The organism is Flammeovirga aprica JL-4, from assembly GCF_012844305.1.
GTDB lineage: Bacteria > Bacteroidota > Bacteroidia > Cytophagales > Flammeovirgaceae > Flammeovirga > Flammeovirga aprica.
This window is the reverse complement of record NZ_JABANE010000038.1, coordinates 21,374-44,991: the sequence shown is the minus strand read 5'-3', so window position 1 is coordinate 44,991 and position 23,618 is coordinate 21,374. Positions and strand designations below refer to the sequence as shown.

17 protein-coding genes are annotated in these 23,618 nt (G+C 35.7%); 10 read left to right on the top strand and 7 right to left on the bottom strand.

Translation table 11 applies throughout. The features are described from left to right. Positions 1–13: 13 nt before the first annotated feature. From HHU12_RS14945 to HHU12_RS14935, 3 genes are all read right to left on the bottom strand, one after another. Entirely contained in the window at positions 14–1,381 is a 1,368-nt protein-coding gene (locus HHU12_RS14945; protein WP_169657553.1) for a RagB/SusD family nutrient uptake outer membrane protein, read from the bottom strand. A gap of 5 nt (positions 1,382–1,386) precedes the next feature. Further along, complete coding sequence (locus HHU12_RS14940) at positions 1,387–4,491, bottom strand: SusC/RagA family TonB-linked outer membrane protein (RefSeq protein ID WP_169657552.1); 3,105 nt, start codon at positions 4,489–4,491, stop codon at positions 1,387–1,389. A 309-nt stretch (positions 4,492–4,800) separates the two neighbouring features. Continuing rightward, positions 4,801–5,505, bottom strand: coding sequence for a FadR/GntR family transcriptional regulator (locus tag HHU12_RS14935; RefSeq protein WP_169657551.1), 705 nt, complete (start codon positions 5,503–5,505; stop codon positions 4,801–4,803). 396 nt (positions 5,506–5,901) lie between these two features. Between HHU12_RS14935 and HHU12_RS14930 the strand changes: the two genes are divergently transcribed. Both HHU12_RS14930 and HHU12_RS14925 read left to right on the top strand, forming a co-directional pair. After that, positions 5,902–7,515 carry an aminopeptidase P family protein gene (locus tag HHU12_RS14930; RefSeq protein ID WP_169657550.1) on the top strand — a complete coding sequence of 538 codons (1,614 nt, stop codon included), beginning with the start codon at positions 5,902–5,904 and terminating at the stop codon, positions 7,513–7,515. Positions 7,516–7,578: 63 nt separating this feature from the next. Then, entirely contained in the window at positions 7,579–8,283 is a 705-nt protein-coding gene (locus HHU12_RS14925; RefSeq protein ID WP_169657549.1) for a hypothetical protein, read from the top strand. 246 nt (positions 8,284–8,529) lie between these two features. Here the strand turns inward: HHU12_RS14925 and HHU12_RS14920 are convergent, their stop codons facing one another. The 4 genes from HHU12_RS14920 to HHU12_RS14905 form a co-directional block, all read right to left on the bottom strand. Next, positions 8,530–10,170, bottom strand: a complete 1,641-nt coding sequence (locus tag HHU12_RS14920) for a RagB/SusD family nutrient uptake outer membrane protein (protein ID WP_169657548.1) — start codon at positions 10,168–10,170, stop codon at positions 8,530–8,532. 11 nt (positions 10,171–10,181) lie between these two features. Then, positions 10,182–13,274 (bottom strand): SusC/RagA family TonB-linked outer membrane protein, encoded by a 3,093-nt coding sequence (locus tag HHU12_RS14915; protein ID WP_169657547.1) that lies wholly within the window; start codon positions 13,272–13,274, stop codon positions 10,182–10,184. Between the two features lie 612 nt (positions 13,275–13,886). Continuing rightward, positions 13,887–14,321 carry a YkvA family protein gene (locus HHU12_RS14910; RefSeq protein WP_169657546.1) on the bottom strand — a complete coding sequence of 145 codons (435 nt, stop codon included), beginning with the start codon at positions 14,319–14,321 and terminating at the stop codon, positions 13,887–13,889. Between the two features lie 4 nt (positions 14,322–14,325). Then, positions 14,326–16,083 carry a M14 family metallopeptidase gene (locus tag HHU12_RS14905; RefSeq protein WP_317170483.1) on the bottom strand — a complete coding sequence of 586 codons (1,758 nt, stop codon included), beginning with the start codon at positions 16,081–16,083 and terminating at the stop codon, positions 14,326–14,328. Between the two features lie 210 nt (positions 16,084–16,293). On the opposite strand from HHU12_RS14905, the gene HHU12_RS14900 reads away from it, so the two are divergent. From HHU12_RS14900 to HHU12_RS14865, 8 genes are all read left to right on the top strand, one after another. Then, the gene (locus HHU12_RS14900) at positions 16,294–17,238 is read left to right on the top strand and encodes an alpha/beta hydrolase (protein WP_169657545.1); all 945 of its coding nucleotides are present in this window, start codon (positions 16,294–16,296) and stop codon (positions 17,236–17,238) included. A gap of 117 nt (positions 17,239–17,355) precedes the next feature. Further along, on the top strand, positions 17,356–17,964 hold the full coding sequence (locus tag HHU12_RS14895) for a hypothetical protein (protein ID WP_169657544.1): 609 nt from the start codon (positions 17,356–17,358) through the stop codon (positions 17,962–17,964). 100 nt (positions 17,965–18,064) lie between these two features. After that, positions 18,065–18,490, top strand: coding sequence for an acyl-CoA thioesterase (locus HHU12_RS14890; RefSeq protein ID WP_169657543.1), 426 nt, complete (start codon positions 18,065–18,067; stop codon positions 18,488–18,490). Positions 18,491–18,505: 15 nt separating this feature from the next. Continuing rightward, complete coding sequence (locus HHU12_RS14885) at positions 18,506–19,414, top strand: alpha/beta hydrolase (RefSeq protein ID WP_169657542.1); 909 nt, start codon at positions 18,506–18,508, stop codon at positions 19,412–19,414. A gap of 183 nt (positions 19,415–19,597) precedes the next feature. Further along, a complete protein-coding gene (locus HHU12_RS14880) occupies positions 19,598–19,990 on the top strand; it encodes a phasin family protein (protein ID WP_205959888.1) in 393 nt (130 codons plus the stop codon). A gap of 174 nt (positions 19,991–20,164) precedes the next feature. Beyond that, the gene (gene fbp, locus HHU12_RS14875; protein ID WP_169657541.1) at positions 20,165–21,208 is read left to right on the top strand and encodes a class 1 fructose-bisphosphatase; all 1,044 of its coding nucleotides are present in this window, start codon (positions 20,165–20,167) and stop codon (positions 21,206–21,208) included. Positions 21,209–21,421: 213 nt separating this feature from the next. Beyond that, positions 21,422–22,657 carry an MFS transporter gene (locus HHU12_RS14870; RefSeq protein ID WP_169657540.1) on the top strand — a complete coding sequence of 412 codons (1,236 nt, stop codon included), beginning with the start codon at positions 21,422–21,424 and terminating at the stop codon, positions 22,655–22,657. A 21-nt stretch (positions 22,658–22,678) separates the two neighbouring features. Then, positions 22,679–23,614, top strand: coding sequence for a TIGR01212 family radical SAM protein (locus HHU12_RS14865; RefSeq protein WP_169657539.1), 936 nt, complete (start codon positions 22,679–22,681; stop codon positions 23,612–23,614). The last annotated feature ends 4 nt before the right edge of the window (positions 23,615–23,618 follow it).

The following is a 23,618-nucleotide window of genomic DNA, read 5'->3' as shown; positions in this document are numbered from 1 at the left end:
ACTTTTAATGGAATTAATAGCCTGGATTCTGTTTTAATGCTCCGTAACTTGTATCTATTTCTCTTTGAGGAATAGGAAGTAAAAGTTTAGTTCCATTGAACGGGAACCCATTGGCTGCTGCAAAAGCACCCATTACTTCTTCCGCTACTCCAAATCTCACCAAGTCATAAAGTCTATGATTTTCGAAGCCCAATTCAACTCTTCTTTCTAATAATAAAGCTTGCTTTGTCAATGTACTTCCTGTGTCTAAAGTAGGCATTCCGGCTCTCGCTCTAACCATATTGTAAGCATTCACAGCACCAGCATCAGTTGTAGATTCTGCTCCTGCTAAAACTGCTTCTGAATACATCAAATAAACATCTGCCATTCTTAAAACGATCCAATCATTACCGCAAAGTCTATTATCTGCAGAAGAAGTGATAAACTTACCATTTTCATTTGCATCATCGGGACTGTAAAGTACTGCTGTTCTTTTAACATCAGCTGCACCTACATTGGCTTTAAAATCATCAGTTACATAATTCAAGCCTGTGTTTTTTCCCAACTTTGTAAACTCATAGGAGAAATCTTGAGATTCTTCAGCATTATCATTAATAAACTGTATTGCAAATATAATTTCAGAGTTTAATTCGCTATAAAAAACATCTTCATAGTTTTCCATAAGGCTATAATCTCCATTTCCCATCACTGCTTCTAAAAGTGTTTTAGCTCCAGTAAAATCACCTGTAGTCAGTTTCACTTTTGCTAATAATGCTTGTGCCGCAGCTTTCGTTGCTCTACCTTCCTGAATAGATCCTCTTTCTGGTAAACTTCCAATTGCTTCCGTTAAATCTTGATCAATTTGCTGATAAACAGTATTTGTAGCAATTCTTTCAGTAGTTTCTAAGTCACCTGGTACAACAACTTTAGTGATTAATGGCACATCACCAAAACCTCTTGTAAGATTAAAATACATCAATGCTCTTACAAATTTTGCTTCACTTTCGAACAGCTTTTTCGAGGCATCATCAGTGACTACTTCTAAAGATGCTAAAACCTTATTGGCTCTAAAAATCACATTATAACAATCAACCCAATACGTTGACAAAGTGCCATTAGTAGGCGAAACGTTCATGTTATCAAACTGCCCCCAATCTCCTTCACTATTTTTTGACTTCGCATTATCCGAACGCATTTCTGTAAATGCAAACTCTCTTAATACAGTATTTTGTAAGCCATCGTACATAGCGAAAGTTGCTGCTTCCACTTCCTGTGTGTTTTGGTAAAATCCATTAGTACCAATTGCCGAAATAGGCTTTAGGTTCAGTTGACTCTCACATGATGTTAATGTTGCTGCACCTAACATCAAAGCGGAGATAATATTTAAATATTTCTTTTTCATGATTCTTAGAATGATAAGTTAACGCCTGCTGAGAATGTTCTATGGATTGGTGCTGCACCTCTTTGATAACCATAAGTCAAAGGAGAATCCAAACCTTGGTTGATACCTTCTGGGTTATAACCTCTATAGTCTTCACCCATGATATAAATTAAGTTTTGAGCAGCTACATATACTCTCATTCTGTTGATTCCAACTTTACTAATTGCACTTTTCGGTAATGTAAATCCTACATTCAAGTTACGAAGAGTGATATAAGAAGCGTCCATAACAATGTCATCTGTATAAATTCTTTCAACAACTTTATCAGCATCTGGGAAGAAGTTAGGATCAGTTTCATCATTGATGTAATCCTGATTTGAACTAAACTGATTGTTTACATACTGAGGGTCTATGTTTCTCACTTTAGCACCATGAGAACCTTGGAACATAAAGCTTAAGTCAAAGTTTTTATAGTTGATTGTATTCGTGAGTGACCAAATCAATTTAGGATATGGTGAACCTAAAATCGTTCTATCATCTGGATCAATGATACCATCACCATTCAAGTCTTTTACATAGATATCTTGAGACTGACCGTTGATTGGGTAGAAAGGATTCTTGATATAATTCAATGGAATTTCCTTCTCTACTACGTAACCATAAAATGATGATACTGGATGACCTTCTTTAGCAATCCACTGTGCAGGTCTTTTAGGATCTACTTCAGAGATAAGACCGTCAGCTCCTGCCATACTTACAATTTTATTTTCATTTAATGACATGTTACCAGTAGTAGACCATTTGAACCCGCCTTTGTCTAAGTTTGTTGTTCTAACTTCAATCTCAACACCTCTATTTTCTACTTCTCCAAGGTTTACGATAGCATCTTTAAATCCTGTTGCAGAAGGAATAGGTCTGTTTAATAATAAGTCTTGGCTATTTTTCTTGTAAAGATCAATACTAAATCCAAAGCGATCTTGTAAGAAACCTACATCAATACCTGGGTTAATCTCGATTGATTTCTCCCATTTCAGTTGAGGGTTTGAAAGTGTAGATTGATTAAAGCCAGTATAAACTCCTCCGTCAAAAACAGCACCTACAGGTTCAACCAAACCGATTGCTGGATAACGACCTACAATGTTATCGTCACCATCATTACCCGTCACACCATAACTTGCTCTTACTTTTAGATTACTGATAATCTCATTGTCTTTTAAGAAATTCTCTTGTGAAATTCTCCAACCTACTGAAGCTGCAGGGAATACACCATATTTGTTATCTTGTCCAAACTTAGAACTACCATCTGTTCTGAAGCTTAATGAAACTAAGTATTTATCATCATAAGCATAGTTCACACGACCTAAATACGATACTAACGACTTTTGGCTAGCATATGTTGAAGCTCCTGTTACGTTATTTGCTGGGATTGTTTTGATATAATCAAAATTGTATCCATTTGCTTCAATTGAACTTCCATTCGTGTCCCAATACTCAAATGCAAAACCTACTACTGCATTTAATGAGTGTTTGTTACCAAATCTCTTATCGTACGTTAACGTATGCTCTGTTACCAAGTGAAACTGTTTAGATGTATTGTCATATGCTGAAGTACCATTCTCTGCATTTCTACTTGCTTTCACTCCAGTAAAACGATGATTCCTTGTATTTTTATAATCACCCCCTACAGCAGATCTAAAGTTCAGTCCTTCTGCAATTTTATATTTTAAGTAAAGACTTGTAAAAAGTTTTGTTTGATACTTTCTATATTCTCTTTCTAAAATCTTTGCTATAGGTGAAACATTTGAAGTAGTACTGATATCCGTTCCACCTGATTCAACTGGCATACCAGCATCTAAGTCATAATCATCAAACATTCTTTCCATAGTGTAATCACCAATTTGAGTATCTGCCCAACGACCATTTTCTCTCTCACGGTTTACAAATTTCACATTGTTTTCATCCACATGTTGTGGTAACCAAGGTGATTGACGAATTGCATCATGTACACCAATCGGGAATCTTCTTTGATTACTGAATGAAGGATTTAATTTCAAACCGTATGAAAGACGTTTGTTGACTTTAGTATCTACACTTAATCGGAAGTTGATTCTTTCATAGCTATCTGTAAGTAGAACGCCTTCATCTTTTAAATAGTTAGCTGATGCAGAGTATTTAGTCTTCTCAGAACCACCTCTTGCTGATATTGAGTGACTTTGGATTGTACCTCCATCCATGATTACATCTTCCCAATTGGTCTCTGTACCTAATTCATTGATGTATCTCATTCTATCAGTTAGCTCTCCTTCATTGTTTTCTCTTACAAAAGCATTCCATTCTCCTACTGTTTTCAACACATCATTACTTGGAACATCTTTCACACCGAAATAACCATTGTAATTGAACGTTGCTTTACCTTCTTTACCTTTTTTGTTTGTAATTAAGATCACACCGTTTGCACCTCTTGATCCATAGATTGCTGCAGAAGATGCATCTTTCAATACCTCGATTGATTCCACATCATTCATATCAAGTGTACTCATGTAATCCTGATCTACTACTATTCCATCAACTACAATCAGTGGACTAGGGAATGATGTAATTGAACCTACACCACGAACACGGATCGTTGGAGCTTCACCTGCAGATGGATTGGTCATTTGGATATTTACACCCGAAACCTGACCAGCCAATGCATCATCCAAACGTGCCGATGGAATCTCGTCCATTTTTTCACTGGAAACTTTAGAAACAGCACCTGTGAGGTGTGACTTCTGAACAGCACCATAACCAACAACTACGATTTCATCCAGTTGACTTGCTTCTTCAATTAATTGAACATTTAGTTCTGACTGAGATGTAATTGTAAACTCTTGTGGTTTGTGACCAATGAAAGAGAAACTCACAACATCATTTGACTTCACCATCAATTTGTATAGACCGTCAAAATCAGTAATTGTCCCTTTGCTTGACTCTGTTCCTTTTATGACAATTGTAACACCAGGTAAAGGCATTCCTTCCTGATCTACAACTTGACCTTTGAGCATATAAGCTTCCTGAGCATAAGTTTCAGAAATGCCCAAAAAGGCTAAGAAACTTACTACAGTTAGTAAAATTCTAGTTAAGTAATTCATTTTATTTCATTAAGAGAGATAGCGATAGATGTAGATATCACGATTGTAGCTAACGGATAGTTAAATACATTCACCATTCATCTATTTGCTTAAAATTTTAATAATTAGTTAGGATGCAGGTTGTGTTGCTGGTTAGATAAAAAATTTGTGTTTACTTAATTGAAATATTATCTTTGAACCATAAGATATTTCTAATGCGGATGATTTTGCCGATGACCCTGCTTTTGAAAATCTTAACCTGCATGGATTAGCACTATTTATAATGTTAATCCATTTTTTTTGCGTCCTTGTTCATATCATAGGCATTTTTTAAATTTTTTTATCAAGAATTTCCTTTAAGTGATTGAACATTGCCAACTCCGCCTTTTCAGGTTCTCTGTTGGAAATATGTTCCAAAATTTCATAGTGCTCTTCCAATGCTTTTGAAGGTTTTGAACCTGTACAGATGTCATTTTCCTTGAAGAAAGTAATGATATCAGGTGCTACAATCATCATCAGTGACTTTAAAACATTGTTTTTGCTTGCCTCTGCAATTTTCATATGAAACATTAAATCATGTTCCACTGTGTCATTGCCTTCTTTAACTGCTTTTTCATAAGCAGCTAATGCTCCTGAGATAGAAACAATGTCTTTTTCATCACGACGCATTGCAGCAAAACGTGCTGTGTTTTGTTCCAGAATTACCCTTGTCTCCACCAAAGAGTTAAAGTCATTTCCTTCTAAATCTAAAACATCTGTGATTAAACCTTCTAATGCTGTAATTCCAAATCCTGCTACTACAGTACCACTTTGCGGCAGCGTTTTTAGAATACCATAGAATTCTAATTTTCGGATCGCATCACGAACGTGTGTACGACCGATACCAAAATGCTCGCTCAATTTTCTTTCCGATGGCAACTTGTCACCTGGCTTCAATTGACCTGAAGATATTAATGTCTTGATCTGCTTGATGATTTTATCAACAGGCTTTTCAATTTGAATTTTCTTGAATGTATTGAATACTGTCTGCTCCATTTTTGCTAAACTTATAAACTGGTAGACCAATTTACAAACATTTACATTTCACTTCCAAATCAAAAGACAATTTTATTTTAAAAATCATCAAAATCAGCCTTAAAACACTTATTTACTACATTTTAGTAGGCTTCTATAGACAATGATCAAAGAGTGCTATAATAGTTCGTTTTTCTACCTAAATTAAATTTTTGAATAATTCATTTCTATTTTTCACCTGTTTTGGCAGCGCTTCAACTGCTCTACCATAAACTGGTTGACCAATTTTACGGCGATTAAATTTTAAAACCAAATATTTATTAAAAAAATGTCTAAAACACACTTAATTTTTAACAAAAAAGTGATTTGATGATGAAAAACATTCCAATTCTGAATTTCAAACGGTAGTTTTATCACATGAAAAAAATCACACTACTCTTATCCTTTTTAGTACTTTGTTATCAGAGTTTTTCTCAATATAAACATGCTCCCACAGACTTCACTTCAAAAAACTTTCACCAAAGCAGAAGAGATAGTCTAAGAGCCAAAATGCCAGATAAGAGTGTGGCGATCTTTTTTGCCAACCCCGTCCGTAACAGAGCCAATGATGTAAATTATGTTTATCATCAAGATCCAGACTTTTTCTACCTGACCGGTTATAGAGAACCCAATGCTGTTCTTTTTCTTTTTAAAGAGCCTTATACGTTAGAAGATGGAGAAGTCTGTACTGACTTAATCTATGTACAACCCAAGGATGAATATGATGAGATGTGGAATGGTGCCCGTTTGGGAATTGAAGGGACTCATGAACAATTGGGATTTCAGAATGTAAGGTCCAATCAATCTTTTAGGAATGTTGAAATAGATTTTCAGGGATTTGATCATGTACTTACTTTCGATCCTTATAGAGATGTCAGCAATAATATATATGATCCTTATGAGCTTTTTGATTTTATTCAGATTTTCAAAAAGAAGGCCCACTACCCTGCCTACCTCAACCCCGTTACTGAAGATTTATATAATCAGATGAGAGGTAGTACCTTACAAACACAGGCTAATGTGGCACAGTTTATAGGAAGTGAATTGATCAATGCTCCTATATTAAGGCTAGATCAGAATATTATTTCTTTTTTAACAGCCCCTACTCCAGAACAGAGAGTGACTGTAGGTCAAAATCTTTCAACTACCAATATTCAGATTATGCTTCTGGACAGTTTAATGAAAGATTTAAGACAGGTAAAAGAAAAGGAGGAAATCAACTTATTAAAGAAAGCTGTATTTATATCTTGTGTAGCACAGAAAGAAGTGATGAAAGCGATAAAACCGGGTATGTCGGAAACGGAAATTCAAGGGATTCATGAGTTTATCTATAAAAAATATGGGGCCGAATATGAAGGCTATCCTAGTATTGTAGGTGCTGGTGAAAATGCTTGTATGCTCCATTATATTTCCAATAACAAACCAAAGATGGAGGATAGAGAATTGATTTTGATGGACTGCGGAGCCGAATATAGAGGGTATACAGCAGATGTAACAAGAACTATTCCTGTAAACGGTACTTTTACGAAAGAGCAAAAATTGCTTTATAACATTGTTTTGGATGCTCAGACGAAAGCAATCAAAGCTTGTAAAGCAGGAAACACTTTTGAGGAAGTACATGAGATTGCTGCAAATGTCATTGGGAAAGGTCTGACGAAACTAAAAATTATAGCGTTTCCTGAAGATTATGCCCGTTATTTTCCGCATGGTCTGATGCATCATATTGGTTTGGATGTACATGACAAAGGGCATTATACTAAACTTTTGCCTAATATGGTCGTCACTGTTGAGCCTGGTATTTATATTCCAGAAGATAGTGAATGTGATGAAAAATGGTGGGGAATCGGTATCAGAATAGAGGATGATATATTAATTACGGCTGATGGACCTGTCAATTTATCGGCTTCAGCACCTAGAACTATTTCAGAAATTGAAACGTTAATGAAAGCAGAAAGTGCGTTTGACAAAATTATATTGCCTAACTTTGAATAAATCTTCATTTCCCATACAATAATCTTATTGTTTACTCGGTTTAAAAAGTAGATAATTAAGTATATGAGACTTATTACTATTTTTTTAGTTCTTTTTATCAGTACATCTTTTCAAATTCCTTCTAATGTACTGAACACAGCCCTGCCTCTCAGTGCAATTGAAATTGAGAAGCAAGGGTTCAATAAACTGAACTCTTCTCTTCATTATGAACTCAATATAAGCTACCCTTTTGTACATTATAAGGATAAATTTGATATAGAACATAAAATCAACATTGATATACAAAGTATCATGGCATTTGCCATATCTGATTTTATGAAAAAGATGTATCATACCAAAAATGAAAAAGGAGCTATTGGTCTAAGTTTTTTAAATCTGGATTACAAAGTTCATTTCCAAGAGTATGGGGTACTGAGTATTGCTTTCGCAAAGGAAACCTATTATAATGGGTTAGAAGATATCAGAAATATTAAGCTGACTTATAATTATGACTACATAAATAAAAGAAACATTCAGTTGAATGATCTGTTTTTACCTGAGTCTGATTATAAAGATCGCCTTTTTCATCTTATCAAAGAAAAAGTAGGCAACAGCGGTAAAGTAAAGAAAGACAGCTACAGCATTTTTTGTATCAATAAAGAAGGGTTGTTATTTCCGTTAGACTACAATCGCTGTAAAGGAAAAAATTGTCCGCCTGAGGTTTTAATCAAATGGTCTGAAATTAAGGATATTACTTCTGATTTTGTGAGGACTATGGATTTGCTTTAATTTAAAAACACCTTATAATTCAATATAAAAAGGCTTAGAGTTTTAATAAATGCTCTAAGCCTTTTGTATTCTATAAGAAAATAGATTTAAGTACAAAGTCAAAAATAAATTATAGTTAATTCTAATTTATTTTTTGTGAGTACAACGCTAAAAAACGTATTAATAGTGGTTCTATTGAAAGTTTTTTGAAGGAAGTAATCGCAAAATAATAAATAGAATTAGTATTAGATAATTTTGAATTTGTACTTAATACCCTTCGTTCTGTTTTAAATCAGGATGTACATCCAATTCAATTATTGGTATAGGAAGGAAACCTCTCTGTTCTAATTTGAAGTCAATTTCATAATCTGAACTTTTACCTGCTTCACCATACCGGTCAATTTCATCTGTTTCTGGAGTGTAGTTTTTTACATCCAAAATCGATTTTACAGTATTCAAATTACCTTGTCCATACCTTCTCAATAAGTCATGATACCTTACTCCTTCTAATGCCAATTCTCTATTTCTTTCTTCAAATAAAATATCTTCATTGATAGAAGTTAGTGCAGTGGCCTTTGCTCTAGTTCTCACTAGGTTGACGTATTCTAATGCTTTCCCTGTATTACCCTTTCTTAAATATAGCTCTCCCGCCATCAAGATAACATCTGCAAAACGAAGGGCGTGATAATTCATTCCGTAGTTCAAGTTGACTGCAATGGAAGGTTGAATAGAAGCGAATGTGCTGTACTTTTTGTTATACAAACCGGTATGTTGCCATCCTATTTTAATCGGGAATTGTGGACTTTCCGGATCAAACCCTGCTTCATTTTGTCCTTCTTCTACTTCTTGTGCTGTTAAAATAGTAGCACTTTTACGTTCATCATTGGGATCATCCCAAAGTGTCAATAACTTTCTTCTTGGAACTCCATTGGCCCAACCGTCTGCATAAGTAGCATCAAATGCTTTTCCTTTTCCACCCCACGGACCTGATGCTCTACACATAATGTTTCCCGATTTAATACCCGTCCAACCTGGCAAACCTGAGTCTACATGAGGAATTTCCAAAAGTACTTCATCATTCCAGTTACTTGTCAATGGATCAAAGTTGTCTGCAAATTTTGGTAAAAGGTGCTTTCCACTGTTAGTATAAATATCATCAGCAAGTGCAATGGCATTGTCTAACGTAAATTCACTACCGTCCAGTCTTGGCAATGATTCTTTCTGATAATATCCCGTGTAGAAAAGGAACATTTTCAACAACTCAGCTTTAGATGCATATACAGACATTCTTCCTTTTTCGGGATCAGTTTCCGCCATAAGTTCAAAGCTCTTCAAATAATCATCCGTGGCCTGAGCATAAACTTTATGTGGATCTTCTTGTTTGTAGTTTCTCCAGCTTGTTCCATCAATAGGCTCAGTAGTTAGAATGACGTTTTCATACATTCTCAGCAACTCAAAATAATAATGTCCTCTTAGGAAATAAGCTTCTCCCAGAATTGTATTGGCCCTGTCTTCTTCTCCCTGTTTGATGGTGATATTTCCCCAGTTATGAAAAAGAGAATTTACTCTTGAAATACCATTATAAGATCTTCTCCAAAATGCTTCAGATCTAATCGGGCTCATCTCAAATTGATTCGCCTCTTGATAGGGATTGTTGGTCTGTTTTTTATTCGCACCTCCATTGACATTATCAGACATGCATTCGCTAAATAAAGCAATTGAAAACAACGGGAATGCATCTACGTAGTTCATTTTCATGGTACGTATAGGTTCATAGGCACCTAATAGTGCTTGATAGGCTTCGTCAACAGAATTGTAGTATTGAGAAGAGGGAATTCTATCATTTGGCTGGATGTTTAAATAATCACAACCCATCAATAGAAGAAAGATTAAATATATTTTTTTCATTGGATTACAGTTTAGAATGATACATTAAGACCCATCAGGTAAGTTCTTGCTTGAGGATAGGAACCGTTGTCAAGACCATAACGAAGGAGGTCACTGTCACTGAATTCAGGATCGGCTCCAGAGTAATTTGTGATGGTAAAAAGGTTTTGAACCGAACCATAAATTCTGAAGCGTTCCATCCCAATCTTTTTTGATGTTTTTGTTGGAAGTGTAAACCCTAGCTGAAGGTTTCTAAGTCTTAGGTAACTTGCATCTTCAATGTGAATCATATCATTGATTTTGGTAAAGTTACCATTGGCATCTTCATGCGTCATGGCTGGCCACTCATTCGTAGTGCCTTCACCTTTCCAATAATTCAGATGTCTTGCGTTTAAGTTTTGATAAGTCTCATTGGGACCATAAGCTACATTGGCAATATCATAATGAGTTTGTGCTTGGAAGAACATACTGAAGTCCCAGTTTTTATAACCTAGATTAATCGTCAATCCATAGTTGAATTTCGGGATAGCATTACCAATATTAGTTCTGTCCTCATCCGATATTTTTCCGTCTTCATTAATATCTACAAAACGAATATCACCTGGTTTAGCACTTGGCTGAATTAAGTTGCCTTCTCCATCTTTATGACTATTTACTTCCTCTTGATTCTGGAAAATACCATCTGTTTTATAGGCGAAGAAAAATGGCATTGGGTAGCCTTCCTGTACTCTCATATTTCCATCCAAAGTCCCTAAATTTCTTCCATTAAAATACCCCTCTGCGTTTTCCAGTTTTGTCATGTTGTTATGGTTATAGGACATATTGCCAAGGATATCAATCTTTAAATTTCTAACCTCTCCTGTGTATCTAATATCAAATTCTACACCTTTATTGGATACCGTTCCTATATTGGCCAAAGGCCCCATTCTACCCGTAAATGCTGGAATTGGCAATTCGTACAATAAGTCTTTTGTCAGTTTATCATAATACTCCGCAGTCAGTGTCAGCTTGTTATTCAAGAAACCAAGGTCAATACCAATATTCAACGTTTCTGAAGTTTCCCATTTCAAATCAGGGTTAGCCGCTCTTAGCGGTGCAAATCCTTGTACGAGGCTTCCATTGACAATATAATGATCGCTTCGTTCCATGATCGACATATGACCCCAGTTTCCGATTCTGTCATTACCTACTTGTCCCCATGAACCTCTCAGTTTGATTAAGCTAATTTTATTATGATCAATCTGGAAAAAATCTTCGTTTGAAATGGTCCATCCTGCCGAAAGTGAAGGGAAGATGCCGTATTTATTATTCTCTCCAAACCTTGTCGATCCATCTCTTCTGATAGTCGCATTCAGCATGTATTTTTCATCATAATTATAGCTTACTCTACCGAAGAAAGAAACCAATCTTGATTCATTCAGCATCGCTTCTGCCAACATGTTTTCCTGACCGCCATTAGAAGGCCATCCATAGTGCCAAGTACTCGGGTAAATATCTGAATTAGTACTGTTGGTGTTTCTATATTGATCGCTTATTAATGATTGTCCTAGTATAGCCGAGACATTTTGCTTTCCGAATGATCTAGAAAAACTCAATACATTTTCAAATTGGATAGAAGTATTTCTATTGGTTGTTACTTGAGCAGTGCTAGTACCATTTTGGTAAGGCCCTTGAGCAGAGATATAAAAAGCGGGGGTAAATACTCTATTATGATTGTCATAATTATTGATCCCTAAACTCGATTTAAATTTCAATCCTTCAACAAGAGTTCCTAAATTAAAATCTAAATACACATTCCCTCTCAACGTATTGGACAATTGTTCCCTGTTTTGAGTTTCTAGAATCGCCATTGGGTTACCTGCATATCCATCCAATTCTTTACTGATCGCATAATATCTTCCCTCAGCATTAGTCACCGCATTTTTGTGATAGCCTGTTGGATCATCTGTGAAGACAGGTGTCAATGGATCATGCAAATACATACTTGACAAGGTAGACACTTGCTGTTTTTCATTAAAACCTCTTGTTTTAGAATGAGAGTACGACAAGTTCTGTCCAAAAGTAATTACATCATTGATCTCGTGTGTAGAATTAATTCTGAATGTATAGCGGTCGAAATTTGACTTTTTACTTCCACCTACAATACCGTCTTGAGAGAAATAAGACAATGAACTGCTGAAGTTGGATTTCTTCCCGCCACCAGAAAAACTTAATGCATGATTGGTGATCGGTGCTTTCTGATACATTTCATCTTGCCAATCCGTATCAATTGTATTTTGCTGAATTCGATCTTCAGAATAGCGAGGCTCAGTATTGTCCCATTCACTTGCTGCATTATGGATTCTCATGTACTCCGTAGCATTCAGCATATTTACTTTATTTGCTGCTTCCTGAATACCATAATACCCGTCATATGTAATGTTATACTTCCCTTTTTCACCCTGTTTTGTGGTCACTAATACAACACCATTTGCACCCCTAGCTCCAAAAATTGCTGCCGAAGCCGCATCTTTCAGCACCTCGATCGACTCAATATCATTTGGAGAAAGGTTGTTGATATTTCCTACTTGAAGTCCATCTACAATATATAATGGAGAGGAATTACCATTACTACTTACCCCTCTGATTTTTATACTTACTGCACCACCTGGAGCTCCCGAATTACTTTGAACAATCACCCCTGAAGTCCTTCCTTGAAGGGCCTGTGATGCATTGGCAATTGGAGTCGATTCTACATCTTCTGATTTGATAGAAGAAATGGCTCCCGTCACTACACTTTTCTTTTGCACGCCATAACCTACGACTACAATTTCTTCTAATTGTTTGGCATCTAATACCATCTGTACTTCTATGGCACTTTTACCTTTAACAGATATCTCCTGAGGCTGATAACCAATATAGGAGAACAACAACACATCATTCTCATTTGTGGAAAGAGAAAATTCTCCATCCATATTGGTTACTGTTCCTTGGGTCGTTCCTTTGATCAGGATATTGGCTCCCGGAATTGGAGATTTTTTCTCATCAAGAACCACTCCTCTAATAATATTTTGAGCAAATACATTGAAGGATAGAAGAGATAAAAGACATACTGTCAATATCTCTGAAAATGTAATTTTAAACATACTTTTAATTCAAATTCATTTCAAAAAGAGAGCATAACCTTCCAGTATTAAGAATACCTTTTCACATTAAGTATTGCATAATAATTAGTGTATCAATATTTCGACATAGAATGCCATAGTCAGATTTTGTATAGTATTTCTTAATACTGTTGTCCATGAGGCTACCGTTAAAAGAAAACTCTTCTAATTTTAGACCTACTGCCTCATTTATAAAAAAGGTTGTTGTTTACTGCTTTATTATTACACTTGATTGACATATCAAGTACCTTCTTTCTTTGATAGAAAGAGCTTCTCATTTGTAGTGTAGTTCAATAACTAGTTCATTTCATTGTTTAAATTATTTCTTGGGATCGTTTGAAAAATAATTATAAACCAAAAGTAGGCGTTTCAATGCTCTAGCAGGGGTAGTATTAGTAAAAAACTCGTTGCTTTTAGTTTGAAAAAATGTTGCTAAGAGTGAAGGTAATGTTGCTTTAAAACAGTGTTATAATGATGATTTGAAATATAGATTGTGGCCTACTGTAAAAACTATTCATCTCTTAATACAAAAAAACTGCCTGCAAGAAACATTTTTCTTACAGGCAGTTTTCAATATCTAATGCTATTAACGGCTTATTTCGATTCTTCCTCTTCAGCTTCATCTTTTTTTCTGAAGATCAAATCATTCAGTCCTTCCACTTCGCTTCTATCAAAGTCTTCAAACCAATCTTCCATTTTTTGCAATGCTAATTCTTTATGTTCTTGCTTCAAGCAGACAGATACATAACCAATGGCGGCAAATACTACTGAAAAATCATCGGCAAAACCTACAACTGGAATGAAATCTGGGATAAGGTCCATAGGGACTAATAAATACCCCAATGCACCTGCAATTGCCACTTTTGCTTTGCTAGGTGTTTCCTCATCGATATACATAAAAAACAGCAGCAAGGCCACGTAAACTACTTTCTCTCCTGCCTTTTTCGCGATTTTAAAAAGTGTATTGATAAACTTACTTTCCTTAAATGCATTGACGTATTTTGTGGTTTCTATATCTTTTAGTTCCATACTTTTATTGGTTATTTAATTTATAAATGGGGTACCTTAGGTGCGATTTTTCTTTATGGTCAGAGTGGTCGTAAATGAATTCTAGTTGTTGATAAGCAGAATTTCTAAAACCCTCATCCTCTTTCTTCCTCTTCTCCAACGCTTCTTTAAGTTCGGGATTTTTTTCGAGAATTCTTACCGCTTTATCTTCAAAAACATAAGAAGAGAAATGTTCTTTTTGCTGAAGGATAGGATCAAAATAATTCCAGGCAAAATAACTGTCTTTGGCTTCCGGCGTTAAGGTTTCCATTAAAAAGCGGACGCCTCTTTGAGCCGTAGGAACCATATAATCACCTTTTCTAAACATTACTTCCTCTTCTTTTGTGGTAGTGGTTACATCATAATGCAAATAGTGACCTTCATAAGGGCTTTTTACAGTTTGATATTGTTCAATGTATTTCACTTCCACTTTCATGGTCTGATCTTCCTCCAACTGTTTCATCTTAATATGATTGTACTCTAATGCGGCAATCACATTTCCCCACGCTTTAGGAATTATAAAAAAGTCCGGTTTCTTTTCGGTTTTCGTTACTTTCAAACCTGAATAAAAAGGAATTTCTTTTTCATAAGGCTTTGATCGGTCGTAATACAAGCGAGGCAAACCACTCACTTCGCTGTCTTTGTAACTTCCTTCATAGCCTTTAAAAGAAATTTGATCCACCTTAGAAGAGTCCAAACTCCAGTTGATCGCCATTGATTCAGCCTTTAAATCTGCTTCAATTTTGGCCTCTTTTGCAACTGTAAGTGCATCTCCATGTCTTTCTAAAAATTCAATCGCTTTTTTCAAAAAGGCATAAGTTGCCAATGTTCTTTGCTTATAAGGCTTCAACATATGCGTTTCAATCACATAACTTGGCGTATTAAAAAGAGCAGTGTAACCAGAAGAATAACGGGGGGAATCAAAAAACTGAACATAGCCTTTATCTGGAGTGGTACCCCAAACATTGACATAAGGCACTATATCCCAACCTTCGTTCTCCATCTCATTTTCCATAAATGGATTCATCTTTTCCTTCATAAAAGCACCTATTTCACCACCCAATTTTTCTTCATGCGTAGCCAAATAAGTCAATACATGCTGGTAATCTGCACCATTGCTGACATGCGTATCAATAAACAAATCAGGTTCATAGAGGTGGAAAATCTCAGCGAATGAACGCATGTTTTCAGAATCCATTTTCACAAAATCTCTATTCAAATCAAGGTTTTTGGCATTTCCTCTAAATCCATATTCGTGAGGACCGTCTTGATTTGCTCTTGTAGACGAATTTCTGTTTAATGCTCCTCCAATATTATAAAAGGGAATTACAGCAACGATGGTATTATCATCCTCAATTGTCACTTTTCCTTGTAATAAATCACGCAAAAGCATCATGGACGCATCCACTCCATCAGGTTCACCAGGATGAATGGCATTATTGATCAACAATACATTTTTCTTTTTTATATCAGAGGGAATAAAAGTGCTTTCTTTTGAATAAATCCCTAAATGTAATGGGAAACCACTGTCCGTTTTTCCATACTCCACCACTCTAAATGCCTCATAAGCATCTCCCAGCCGATGGAAATAATCCATTCCCTCCTCATAAGTAAAAGTTTCAGTCCCTTTTGATTTTTCAAAGGGTGTCAACCAATCGGTTTCTTTTACGGTTTGCTTATCTGAACATGAAAAAATAAAGGTGAATAAGCTTAATATTAAAAAAGTATTGCGTAATTGTATCACTATTTTGATATATTTATTGTCAATATTGAAGTGCCAATGCAAATGTAAGGATACTTTATTTTTAAACGGGCACTTACTTATAGCATATTGAATTCTCCCTACCGGTTTTCAACTATGTTCTTATGAATATCTAATTTTTAAATCGATTCAACAAAGAATATGCATAATGTTGAATTTTTTTAATGAAAAACTTATTGTAAATCATCAACAATGAAACTATCTATCAAAAAAATAAGCCTTTCACTAATTGCTTTTGTAGTATTTTTTTATGCTGTCATCTCCATCTTCACTTACACGCAAACCTGCTTGATACAAACGCATCAAGGCACAAGCAAACTACAAGATGAAAAGGAAAATGGGTCTTTTGATACTTCTTGGCTAGACAAAGTAAGTAGAGAGGATTTTGAAGTAACTTCTGATCAGGGATATACACTCAGTGGCACTTACCTGGAGGCTCCTGAAGACTCTGTGCAATTAACTGCTGTAATGGTACACGGCGTTACGCACGACCGATGGAGAATGATGCGTTATGCTCAAATCTATCTAAAACATGGCATTGATGTAGTACTTTATGACCATAGAAAACATGGATTGAGTGGTGGCGAAGAAGTGAGTTTCAGCTTCTTTGAAAGTCAAGATCTAGAAAAAGTGGTACAATGGGCCAAAAAGAGAAAGCCTGAAGATATTATTCTTGCACACGGAGAATCTCTTGGTGGCGCTACCGTAACTTCCCACTCTGGCCTTAATGAGACGACACACTCCGTTGATTTTTATATTGCAGATTGTCCTTTTTCTGACACAAAAGAGTTATTGGCTTTTAGAGCTGAAGAGGATTTCAGTGTGCCAGATCTTGGGTTTATGAATACATCAAGTATCGTTACAAAACTGATGGCGGGCTTCTATTTAGGGGATGCTTCTCCAATTCAAAATGTAAAGAAATCAAAAGTTCCATTCTTGTTTATTCACGGAAAAGAAGATAAATATATTCCTATGCAAATGACGAAAGATTTATTTGAAGCAAAGCAGTTTGGAGAGAAATACATTTGGCTTGTACCTTATGCAAAACATGCGAAATCAATTACAGTAGCCCCTGTGATGTACGAAATCACAGTCATGAATTATATCAATACTATTTTATCGAAGTTGTCGAAGTAGGCAATTTTATTGAAAGCTGGTTCAAGCACTCAACTTGGGCCTGCTTTTTTAGATTATACTTAAAAACTAACTTTTACAACAACTAAGCAATAGTTTTACAGTCAACAAAAATACTAAATGAGCAAACTAAAAATATTCAAATGGGGGTGTATCTCTACATTAAGCATCTTCTTAATTCTTATCGCCACATTTATTTACTTTTTGATAAAACCAAATCAGGTCGACTTTCACAATCATCCTTTATCAGATACTTTAATTAAAGTAAATACTGATTTTCCCAAACATAACATTCCCTCTTACTTACTAACACCTTCTACAAATGAAATTATTTACCAAGCTTTATTTCAAGAGGAATTATTGGATAAAAATGTACTATTCAAAACACTGATAAAGGTTGATTCCAATTTTCAATTCGAACATCGTTTTCCTTTAGATAGTGCTCAAATTGAATTACTTAATACTTCCATTGCTTTTCGCAGTATTAAAAACAATCAATTCATTGCTAGTATTCCATTAACTAAAGAAGATCAAATCAACAACAGTACCACAATTGATATCTACTCCAAGCTTAATGATGATGAAACTAAAGTCTCTCTTCAGAAAGGATCTTATTCCATCCATTTTTTAGAACAAGACAAAATCGGTAATTACCAAGATCTGTTCATTTATGATGAAGTAAACCACTATATCTATTTTGAAAGGAGAAGGTATTTTGCTTTTCAATAAGGTTTTGTCATTCACATATCTCTGATTTACCTATAATTTGTGAATACCCAATGATGTATGTATATTCACTCATTCATAATCAACACAATACACCAAACTTATGACAAAACAAACCGAAAGCACAACGGGTAGAGTAAGCAAGACCACTATTAAAGTCAGAAATTATCATATTGATAGTTTTCAGCATGTCAACAACATGAGATATATGGAGTTTCTGGAAGAAGCTAGATGGTGTCACTTTGAAAACAATGAGACTTTAGTATTGGCAAGTAAAGAGGATACTACCTTTGTAATTGCCAACTATAACATCAATTTTAAGTTCCCTGCCTCAATGCATCAAGAATTAGAATTGCATTCACAGGTCATTAAAGTGGGAGGTTCGAGTGTAACTTTCCATCAAATTATTTATATTAAAGGAACTGATCTTGTAGCATTGGAAGCTGATGTGGTTTTAGTAGCCTTTGACATCAAGACACAAAAACCTAAGAAAATATCGCCCATCATAAAAGATGAGCTGTTTAAATAATTAACCTTACCGCCCATGTCATCATTACAGCATAGGATTTTGAAAATGGGATTGAACCTATCCTCTACTTTATTTCCTACAAAAGACATCAACCTTACTTTATTAAGAGAGACCACTGAATTGATCTCCCTTGTGGCACTATTGCCCTGGGGAGTTAAATCCAGCAAATTTAAAATTGGAGAATTGGAAGCAGAAGTGATTAAGCCTGTACATACTTCCGAGAAGAAAAGAGCTTTGCTTTATCTTCACGGAGGAGGTTTTGCGATTGGTTCCAATCAGACGCACCGACATATGGTGGGAAAAATTGTGAAAGATACTGACACGGAAGCATTGCTGATCAATTACCGAAAAATTCCCAATCATCCCTGCCCTGCTCCAATTGAAGATGCTTATGAAGGTTATCAGTTTCTTTTGAAAGAAGGTTATCAAGAAGAGGAAATCATTGTAGCAGGAGATTCCGCTGGAGGTGGCTTAGTTTGTACTTTGTTTTTTTGGCTCAAAGAAAAAGGTGAAAAATTGCCCAAAGCAGGGATTTGCCTTTCACCTTGGCTGGACTTAATGCATACTGGAGACACTGTGGAGGACAATAAATACACAGATCCTTTTGTAAAAATTGATGAGATGAAGCGATGGGCCAAAGTCTACGCAGATAAAAAACCGTTAGACGACCCTTTTGTTTCTCCGCTTTATGGCGATTTTACGGGCTTCCCTCCTATGCTCGTACAGACTTCTAAAAATGAAGTGCTACATGACGACAGTGTACGCTTGAAAAAGGTATTGGAACAACAAAAAATTGACGTCACTTATCAAGAGTGGGAAGACCTTATCCATTGGTGGCAATTGTTTTGGCGTTTCATTCCTGAATCTGATGAAGCACTGACAAAAGTTTCAGCTTATATTAATCAACAATTCAAGGAATCGTAATAGTAATTTCAATCACTTATCTCTATCTTTATCAAGAGATTATAATAAAACTTAAATATTTCTTAATTTTTATATTAGTCTTTATAATGATTGTTCATTCATTTATTTTTATTACCTTTGTAAAAATGATAACTCAATGTGTTTGAACAACAAGTTTAACCGCAAAATAAAAAAATAAGCACCATGGAAGAACTATTAAAAAAGCTAGTATATACTGGAGTAGGTATTACAGCATTTACTATCGAAAAAATTCAGGAAGTTGTTGACAAATTAGTTGCAGAAGAGAAATTGACTGTAGAGGAAGGAAAGAAAATTGTTGACGAATTTGTAGACAGCACTGAAGCGAAGAAAAACGAATTTGAAGATCAACTCAAAACATTAGCTGAAAAATTTACATCATCATTAAACTTTGATTTCGACAAGATCACTTCAATGTTTAAGGGTGGAGATTCTGAAGAGGTAGAGATCTTAAAAGCTCGTATTGAAGCTTTGGAAGCAGCTCAAGCTAAGACTGCTGCACCAAAAAAAGCTCCTGCTAAGAAAACTACTGCGTCTTCAGAAGCGTCGAAAGCGTAAGCCTTTTGGTACTTTTGTGATGTGTGTGGGCCGACACTACTGTATGCTGTACAGAATTGTCGGTCTTTTTTTTATACAATTTGCAACCGATTGCAACTATTCAAAAATTATTACCTAATTTTATCCTACCAATATGAAACAACGAAAAACACACTAAATTATTCACCAAAAATTATGATGGATAAACTTACTGCTTCTGTCGGTACAGCACTTGACCGCTTTATCGCTCAAAAGCAAGAACAATTTCCTTATGCTACAGGAGAATTATCTCAACTCTTACGCGATATTGCACTGGCTTCTAAAATCATCAATAGAGAAATCAATAGAGCAGGCCTTGCAGGAATAGAAGGAGGTGCCGGAGCTGAAAATGTTCAGGGAGAGGCGCAACAGAAACTAGATATGATTGCTGATATCCGTTTTACAAGAGCACTGTCTAAAGGTGGTGAAACTTGTGGAATCATTTCTGAAGAAGTAGACGGAATCATTGACACTGGAAATCATCATGCAAAGTATATTGTCACGATAGATCCACTTGATGGGTCGTCAAACATCGATGTCAATGTGCTTGTCGGTACAATTTTCTCAATTTACCGCAGACGTTCACCTATCGGCAGACCTCCTACCAAGGAAGATATGCTACAACAAGGAACGGAACAAGTAGCAGCCGGATATGTACTTTACGGTTCATCCACTATGCTAGTGTATAGTACTGGCTATGGAGTAAACGGTTTCACTTATGAGCCTTCTCTGGGTGAATATTTCCTTTCACACCCAAATATGCAATGCAAAGAGGACGGAGAAATCTACTCTATCAATGAGGGCGGATATAATACTTTCGATGAAGGATTGAAAGAGTATATCACAGCTTGCAAAGACAGAGAGTATTCTAGCCGTTATATCGGTTCACTTGTGGGAGACTTCCATAGAAACTTGTTGAAAGGCGGGATTTATATCTATCCATCCACTTCAAAATACAAAACCGGAAAACTTCGTCTGCTGTATGAGTGTAATGCACTCGCCTTCTTGGCAGAGCAGTCCGGTGCGATGGCCACTGACGGCTATCAGCGAATTCTGGATATCAAACCAACGGAATTCCATCAGAGGACACCGTTTTATGTAGGTTCTCCAAAAATGGTAGAAGAAGCAATGTCCTTTTTACAAGGAAAAAAACATAAATCAGTTACTGCTCCACCCGTCAACGGTGTAGAAGTAAAATAAAAACACAATGGTCAGCTAGTCAATTATTTAGCTGACCATTTTTTTATTTACCCCTTTTCAGCATAACAATACCACTTTAACAGCAATTTATCTTAATAAAAGTTTAGCGATTCTACTTTGCTTTGTTAAAACTCTAACTTTACAAATGTGTGTACATCAAAACTTTGACTGACAATATCAGTAGGCGAACTACTAGACTAATCAATTAATAATATGATCTCATTAAATAAAAAAGAGAAAGTAACGCTATATATACTCGCCGCAGTAAGCTTTACAAATATCTTGGACTTCGTTGTATTGATGCCGCTAGGACATACTTTACAGGAAACTTTCAACATGACTCCTATTCAGTGGAGTGCCGTCGTATCATCTTATACTTTGGCTGCATCAGTATCTGGATTACTGTCCATTTTTTTTATCGATAAATTCGAAAGAAAGAAAATGTTCTTATTTATATATGCCTTTTTCACTTTTGGGACAATACTTTGCGGTATTGCCGATTCTTATAATTTCCTGCTTTTCGCAAGGTTGTTTACCGGTATTTTTGGAGGATTGATTAATGCCACTTTATTCACTATTGTGGGTGATATGCTTCCAGAGGAAAAAAGAGGCACCGGCATTGGTATTTTGATGACTGGCTTTGCCGTCTCTTCTGCTGTGGGTGTACCCATAGGTTTATATTTGGGGGTGACGATCGACTGGCATGCACCATTTATTATCATTGCAGTACTATCAAGTATTCTATGGTTTGTCTGTTATCACAGATTGGAAAAGATGGAAGCGCACTTGGAAGACAGACCTGTTCAAGGTTCATTTTTCTCACCATTATTGAATGTGCTTAAAAATTCGAGACAGCTGAAAGGGCTTTTTGCGCTCTTCTTGGTTTTCTTCGGACACTTTTTGCTAATCCCATTCTTTTCTCCTTACATGGTAAAAAACATTGGATTTCAAGACCAGCAACTTACTTGGATTTACTTATGTGGAGGATTGGCTACTTTGTATTTCTCTCCAAAAATTGGAAAATGGTCAGACCGTTATGGGAAATATTTGGTCTTCGTGATCATTTCATTCATTACTATAATTCCTGCATTGGTTTTAACCAACGTTCCTGAAATGAGCATTCCGGTAGTACTTGTCTTTTCTTCGCTCTTCTTTATTTGTGGAGCAAGGTCAATTCCTGCCAATGCATTGATTCTTGGAACTGCAAATCCTAAGCAGAGAGGAGGTTTTATGAGTATCCGTTCAGCGGTACAAAATTTATCTCAAGGTTTAGCCTCATTCGCTTCTGGTCTGATAATAATTGATAATCCTATCACAGATAAACTGGAAAATTATAACTTAGTCGGTATTTGTAGCGTAATTGCAACTATGTTAGGTGTCTTTATGTTCAAGCATATCAGTGATGCGAAAGCACATAGAGAACGTATGAAAAATTTGTCGGCAGAATAATTTTATAACCATTTCTATATCATGAACTTTCAATCTAGAAGGTATTTCCCCTACTCTCAGCAGTTAAAAAGTAAATATGGAGGACGAATTCAAAAAGTCTCTATTCATGCTGAATTTACATGTCCCAATAGAGACGGTTCTCTGGGATATGGCGGATGTACTTTTTGTAATAATGACAGCTTCGTTCCTAATTATCTTCATGATGGAATGATGAGCATTACAAAACAGATTGATCATGGAATGGAATTTTTGCCAGGCAGATACCATAGTGCTAAAGCATTTGTAGGCTATTTTCAAGCGTATTCTAATACTTATGGTACTTTAGACTACCTTAAAGAGATTTATTCTGAAGCGCTGAACCATCCTAAAATTGATGGTTTGGTAATTGGCACAAGACCTGACTGTCTTTCAGACGAACAATTAGATTACCTGGAAGAACTCTCTAAAGACTATTTGATTTTTATTGAATTCGGTATAGAATCTTGTTATAATAAAACGCTGGACAGAGTAAACAGAGGACACTCTTTTGAAGATTCTGTGGAAGCTATTCAAAAGGTGGCTGACAGAGGTATCTCAGTTGCAGGTCATATGCTGTTTGGGTTGCCAGGTGAAACAAGAGAGGAAACATTGGCCCAAGCTGAAATCTTGAACAAACTACCTTTGGAATCATTGAAATTTCATCAACTTCAAATTGTAAAAGGGACGATCATGGCCAAACAATTTAAAGAAGATCCTTCTCAGTTTCCATTATTCCAGCCTGATGAATATGTTGATTTTATGGTGGATTTCTTAGAACAATTACGTCCTGATATCGCTATACAACGTTTCAGCAGTGATACTCCTATCAACTTAAGGATTGCTCCTAACTGGGGAATCAGACCCAATCAAATTCAATTGATGATTGAGAAAAGATTGAAAGAAAGAGATACTTACCAAGGGGCATTATATAAAGGATAAAAAC

Coding starts and splice junctions, on each gene's coding strand:
- HHU12_RS14895 (WP_169657544.1), top strand. CDS start 17,356: ATGAGCAAACTAAAAATATTCAAATGGGGGTGTATCTCTACATTAAGC.
- HHU12_RS14915 (WP_169657547.1), bottom strand. CDS start 13,274: ATGTTTAAAATTACATTTTCAGAGATATTGACAGTATGTCTTTTATCT.
- fbp (WP_169657541.1), top strand. CDS start 20,165: ATGATGGATAAACTTACTGCTTCTGTCGGTACAGCACTTGACCGCTTT.
- HHU12_RS14945 (WP_169657553.1), bottom strand. CDS start 1,381: ATGAAAAAGAAATATTTAAATATTATCTCCGCTTTGATGTTAGGTGCA.
- HHU12_RS14930 (WP_169657550.1), top strand. CDS start 5,902: ATGAAAAAAATCACACTACTCTTATCCTTTTTAGTACTTTGTTATCAG.
- HHU12_RS14920 (WP_169657548.1), bottom strand. CDS start 10,170: ATGAAAAAAATATATTTAATCTTTCTTCTATTGATGGGTTGTGATTAT.
- HHU12_RS14890 (WP_169657543.1), top strand. CDS start 18,065: ATGACAAAACAAACCGAAAGCACAACGGGTAGAGTAAGCAAGACCACT.
- HHU12_RS14880 (WP_205959888.1), top strand. CDS start 19,598: ATGGAAGAACTATTAAAAAAGCTAGTATATACTGGAGTAGGTATTACA.
- HHU12_RS14865 (WP_169657539.1), top strand. CDS start 22,679: ATGAACTTTCAATCTAGAAGGTATTTCCCCTACTCTCAGCAGTTAAAA.
- HHU12_RS14925 (WP_169657549.1), top strand. CDS start 7,579: ATGAGACTTATTACTATTTTTTTAGTTCTTTTTATCAGTACATCTTTT.
- HHU12_RS14900 (WP_169657545.1), top strand. CDS start 16,294: ATGAAACTATCTATCAAAAAAATAAGCCTTTCACTAATTGCTTTTGTA.
- HHU12_RS14935 (WP_169657551.1), bottom strand. CDS start 5,505: ATGGAGCAGACAGTATTCAATACATTCAAGAAAATTCAAATTGAAAAG.
- HHU12_RS14940 (WP_169657552.1), bottom strand. CDS start 4,491: ATGAATTACTTAACTAGAATTTTACTAACTGTAGTAAGTTTCTTAGCC.
- HHU12_RS14885 (WP_169657542.1), top strand. CDS start 18,506: ATGTCATCATTACAGCATAGGATTTTGAAAATGGGATTGAACCTATCC.
- HHU12_RS14870 (WP_169657540.1), top strand. CDS start 21,422: ATGATCTCATTAAATAAAAAAGAGAAAGTAACGCTATATATACTCGCC.
- HHU12_RS14910 (WP_169657546.1), bottom strand. CDS start 14,321: ATGGAACTAAAAGATATAGAAACCACAAAATACGTCAATGCATTTAAG.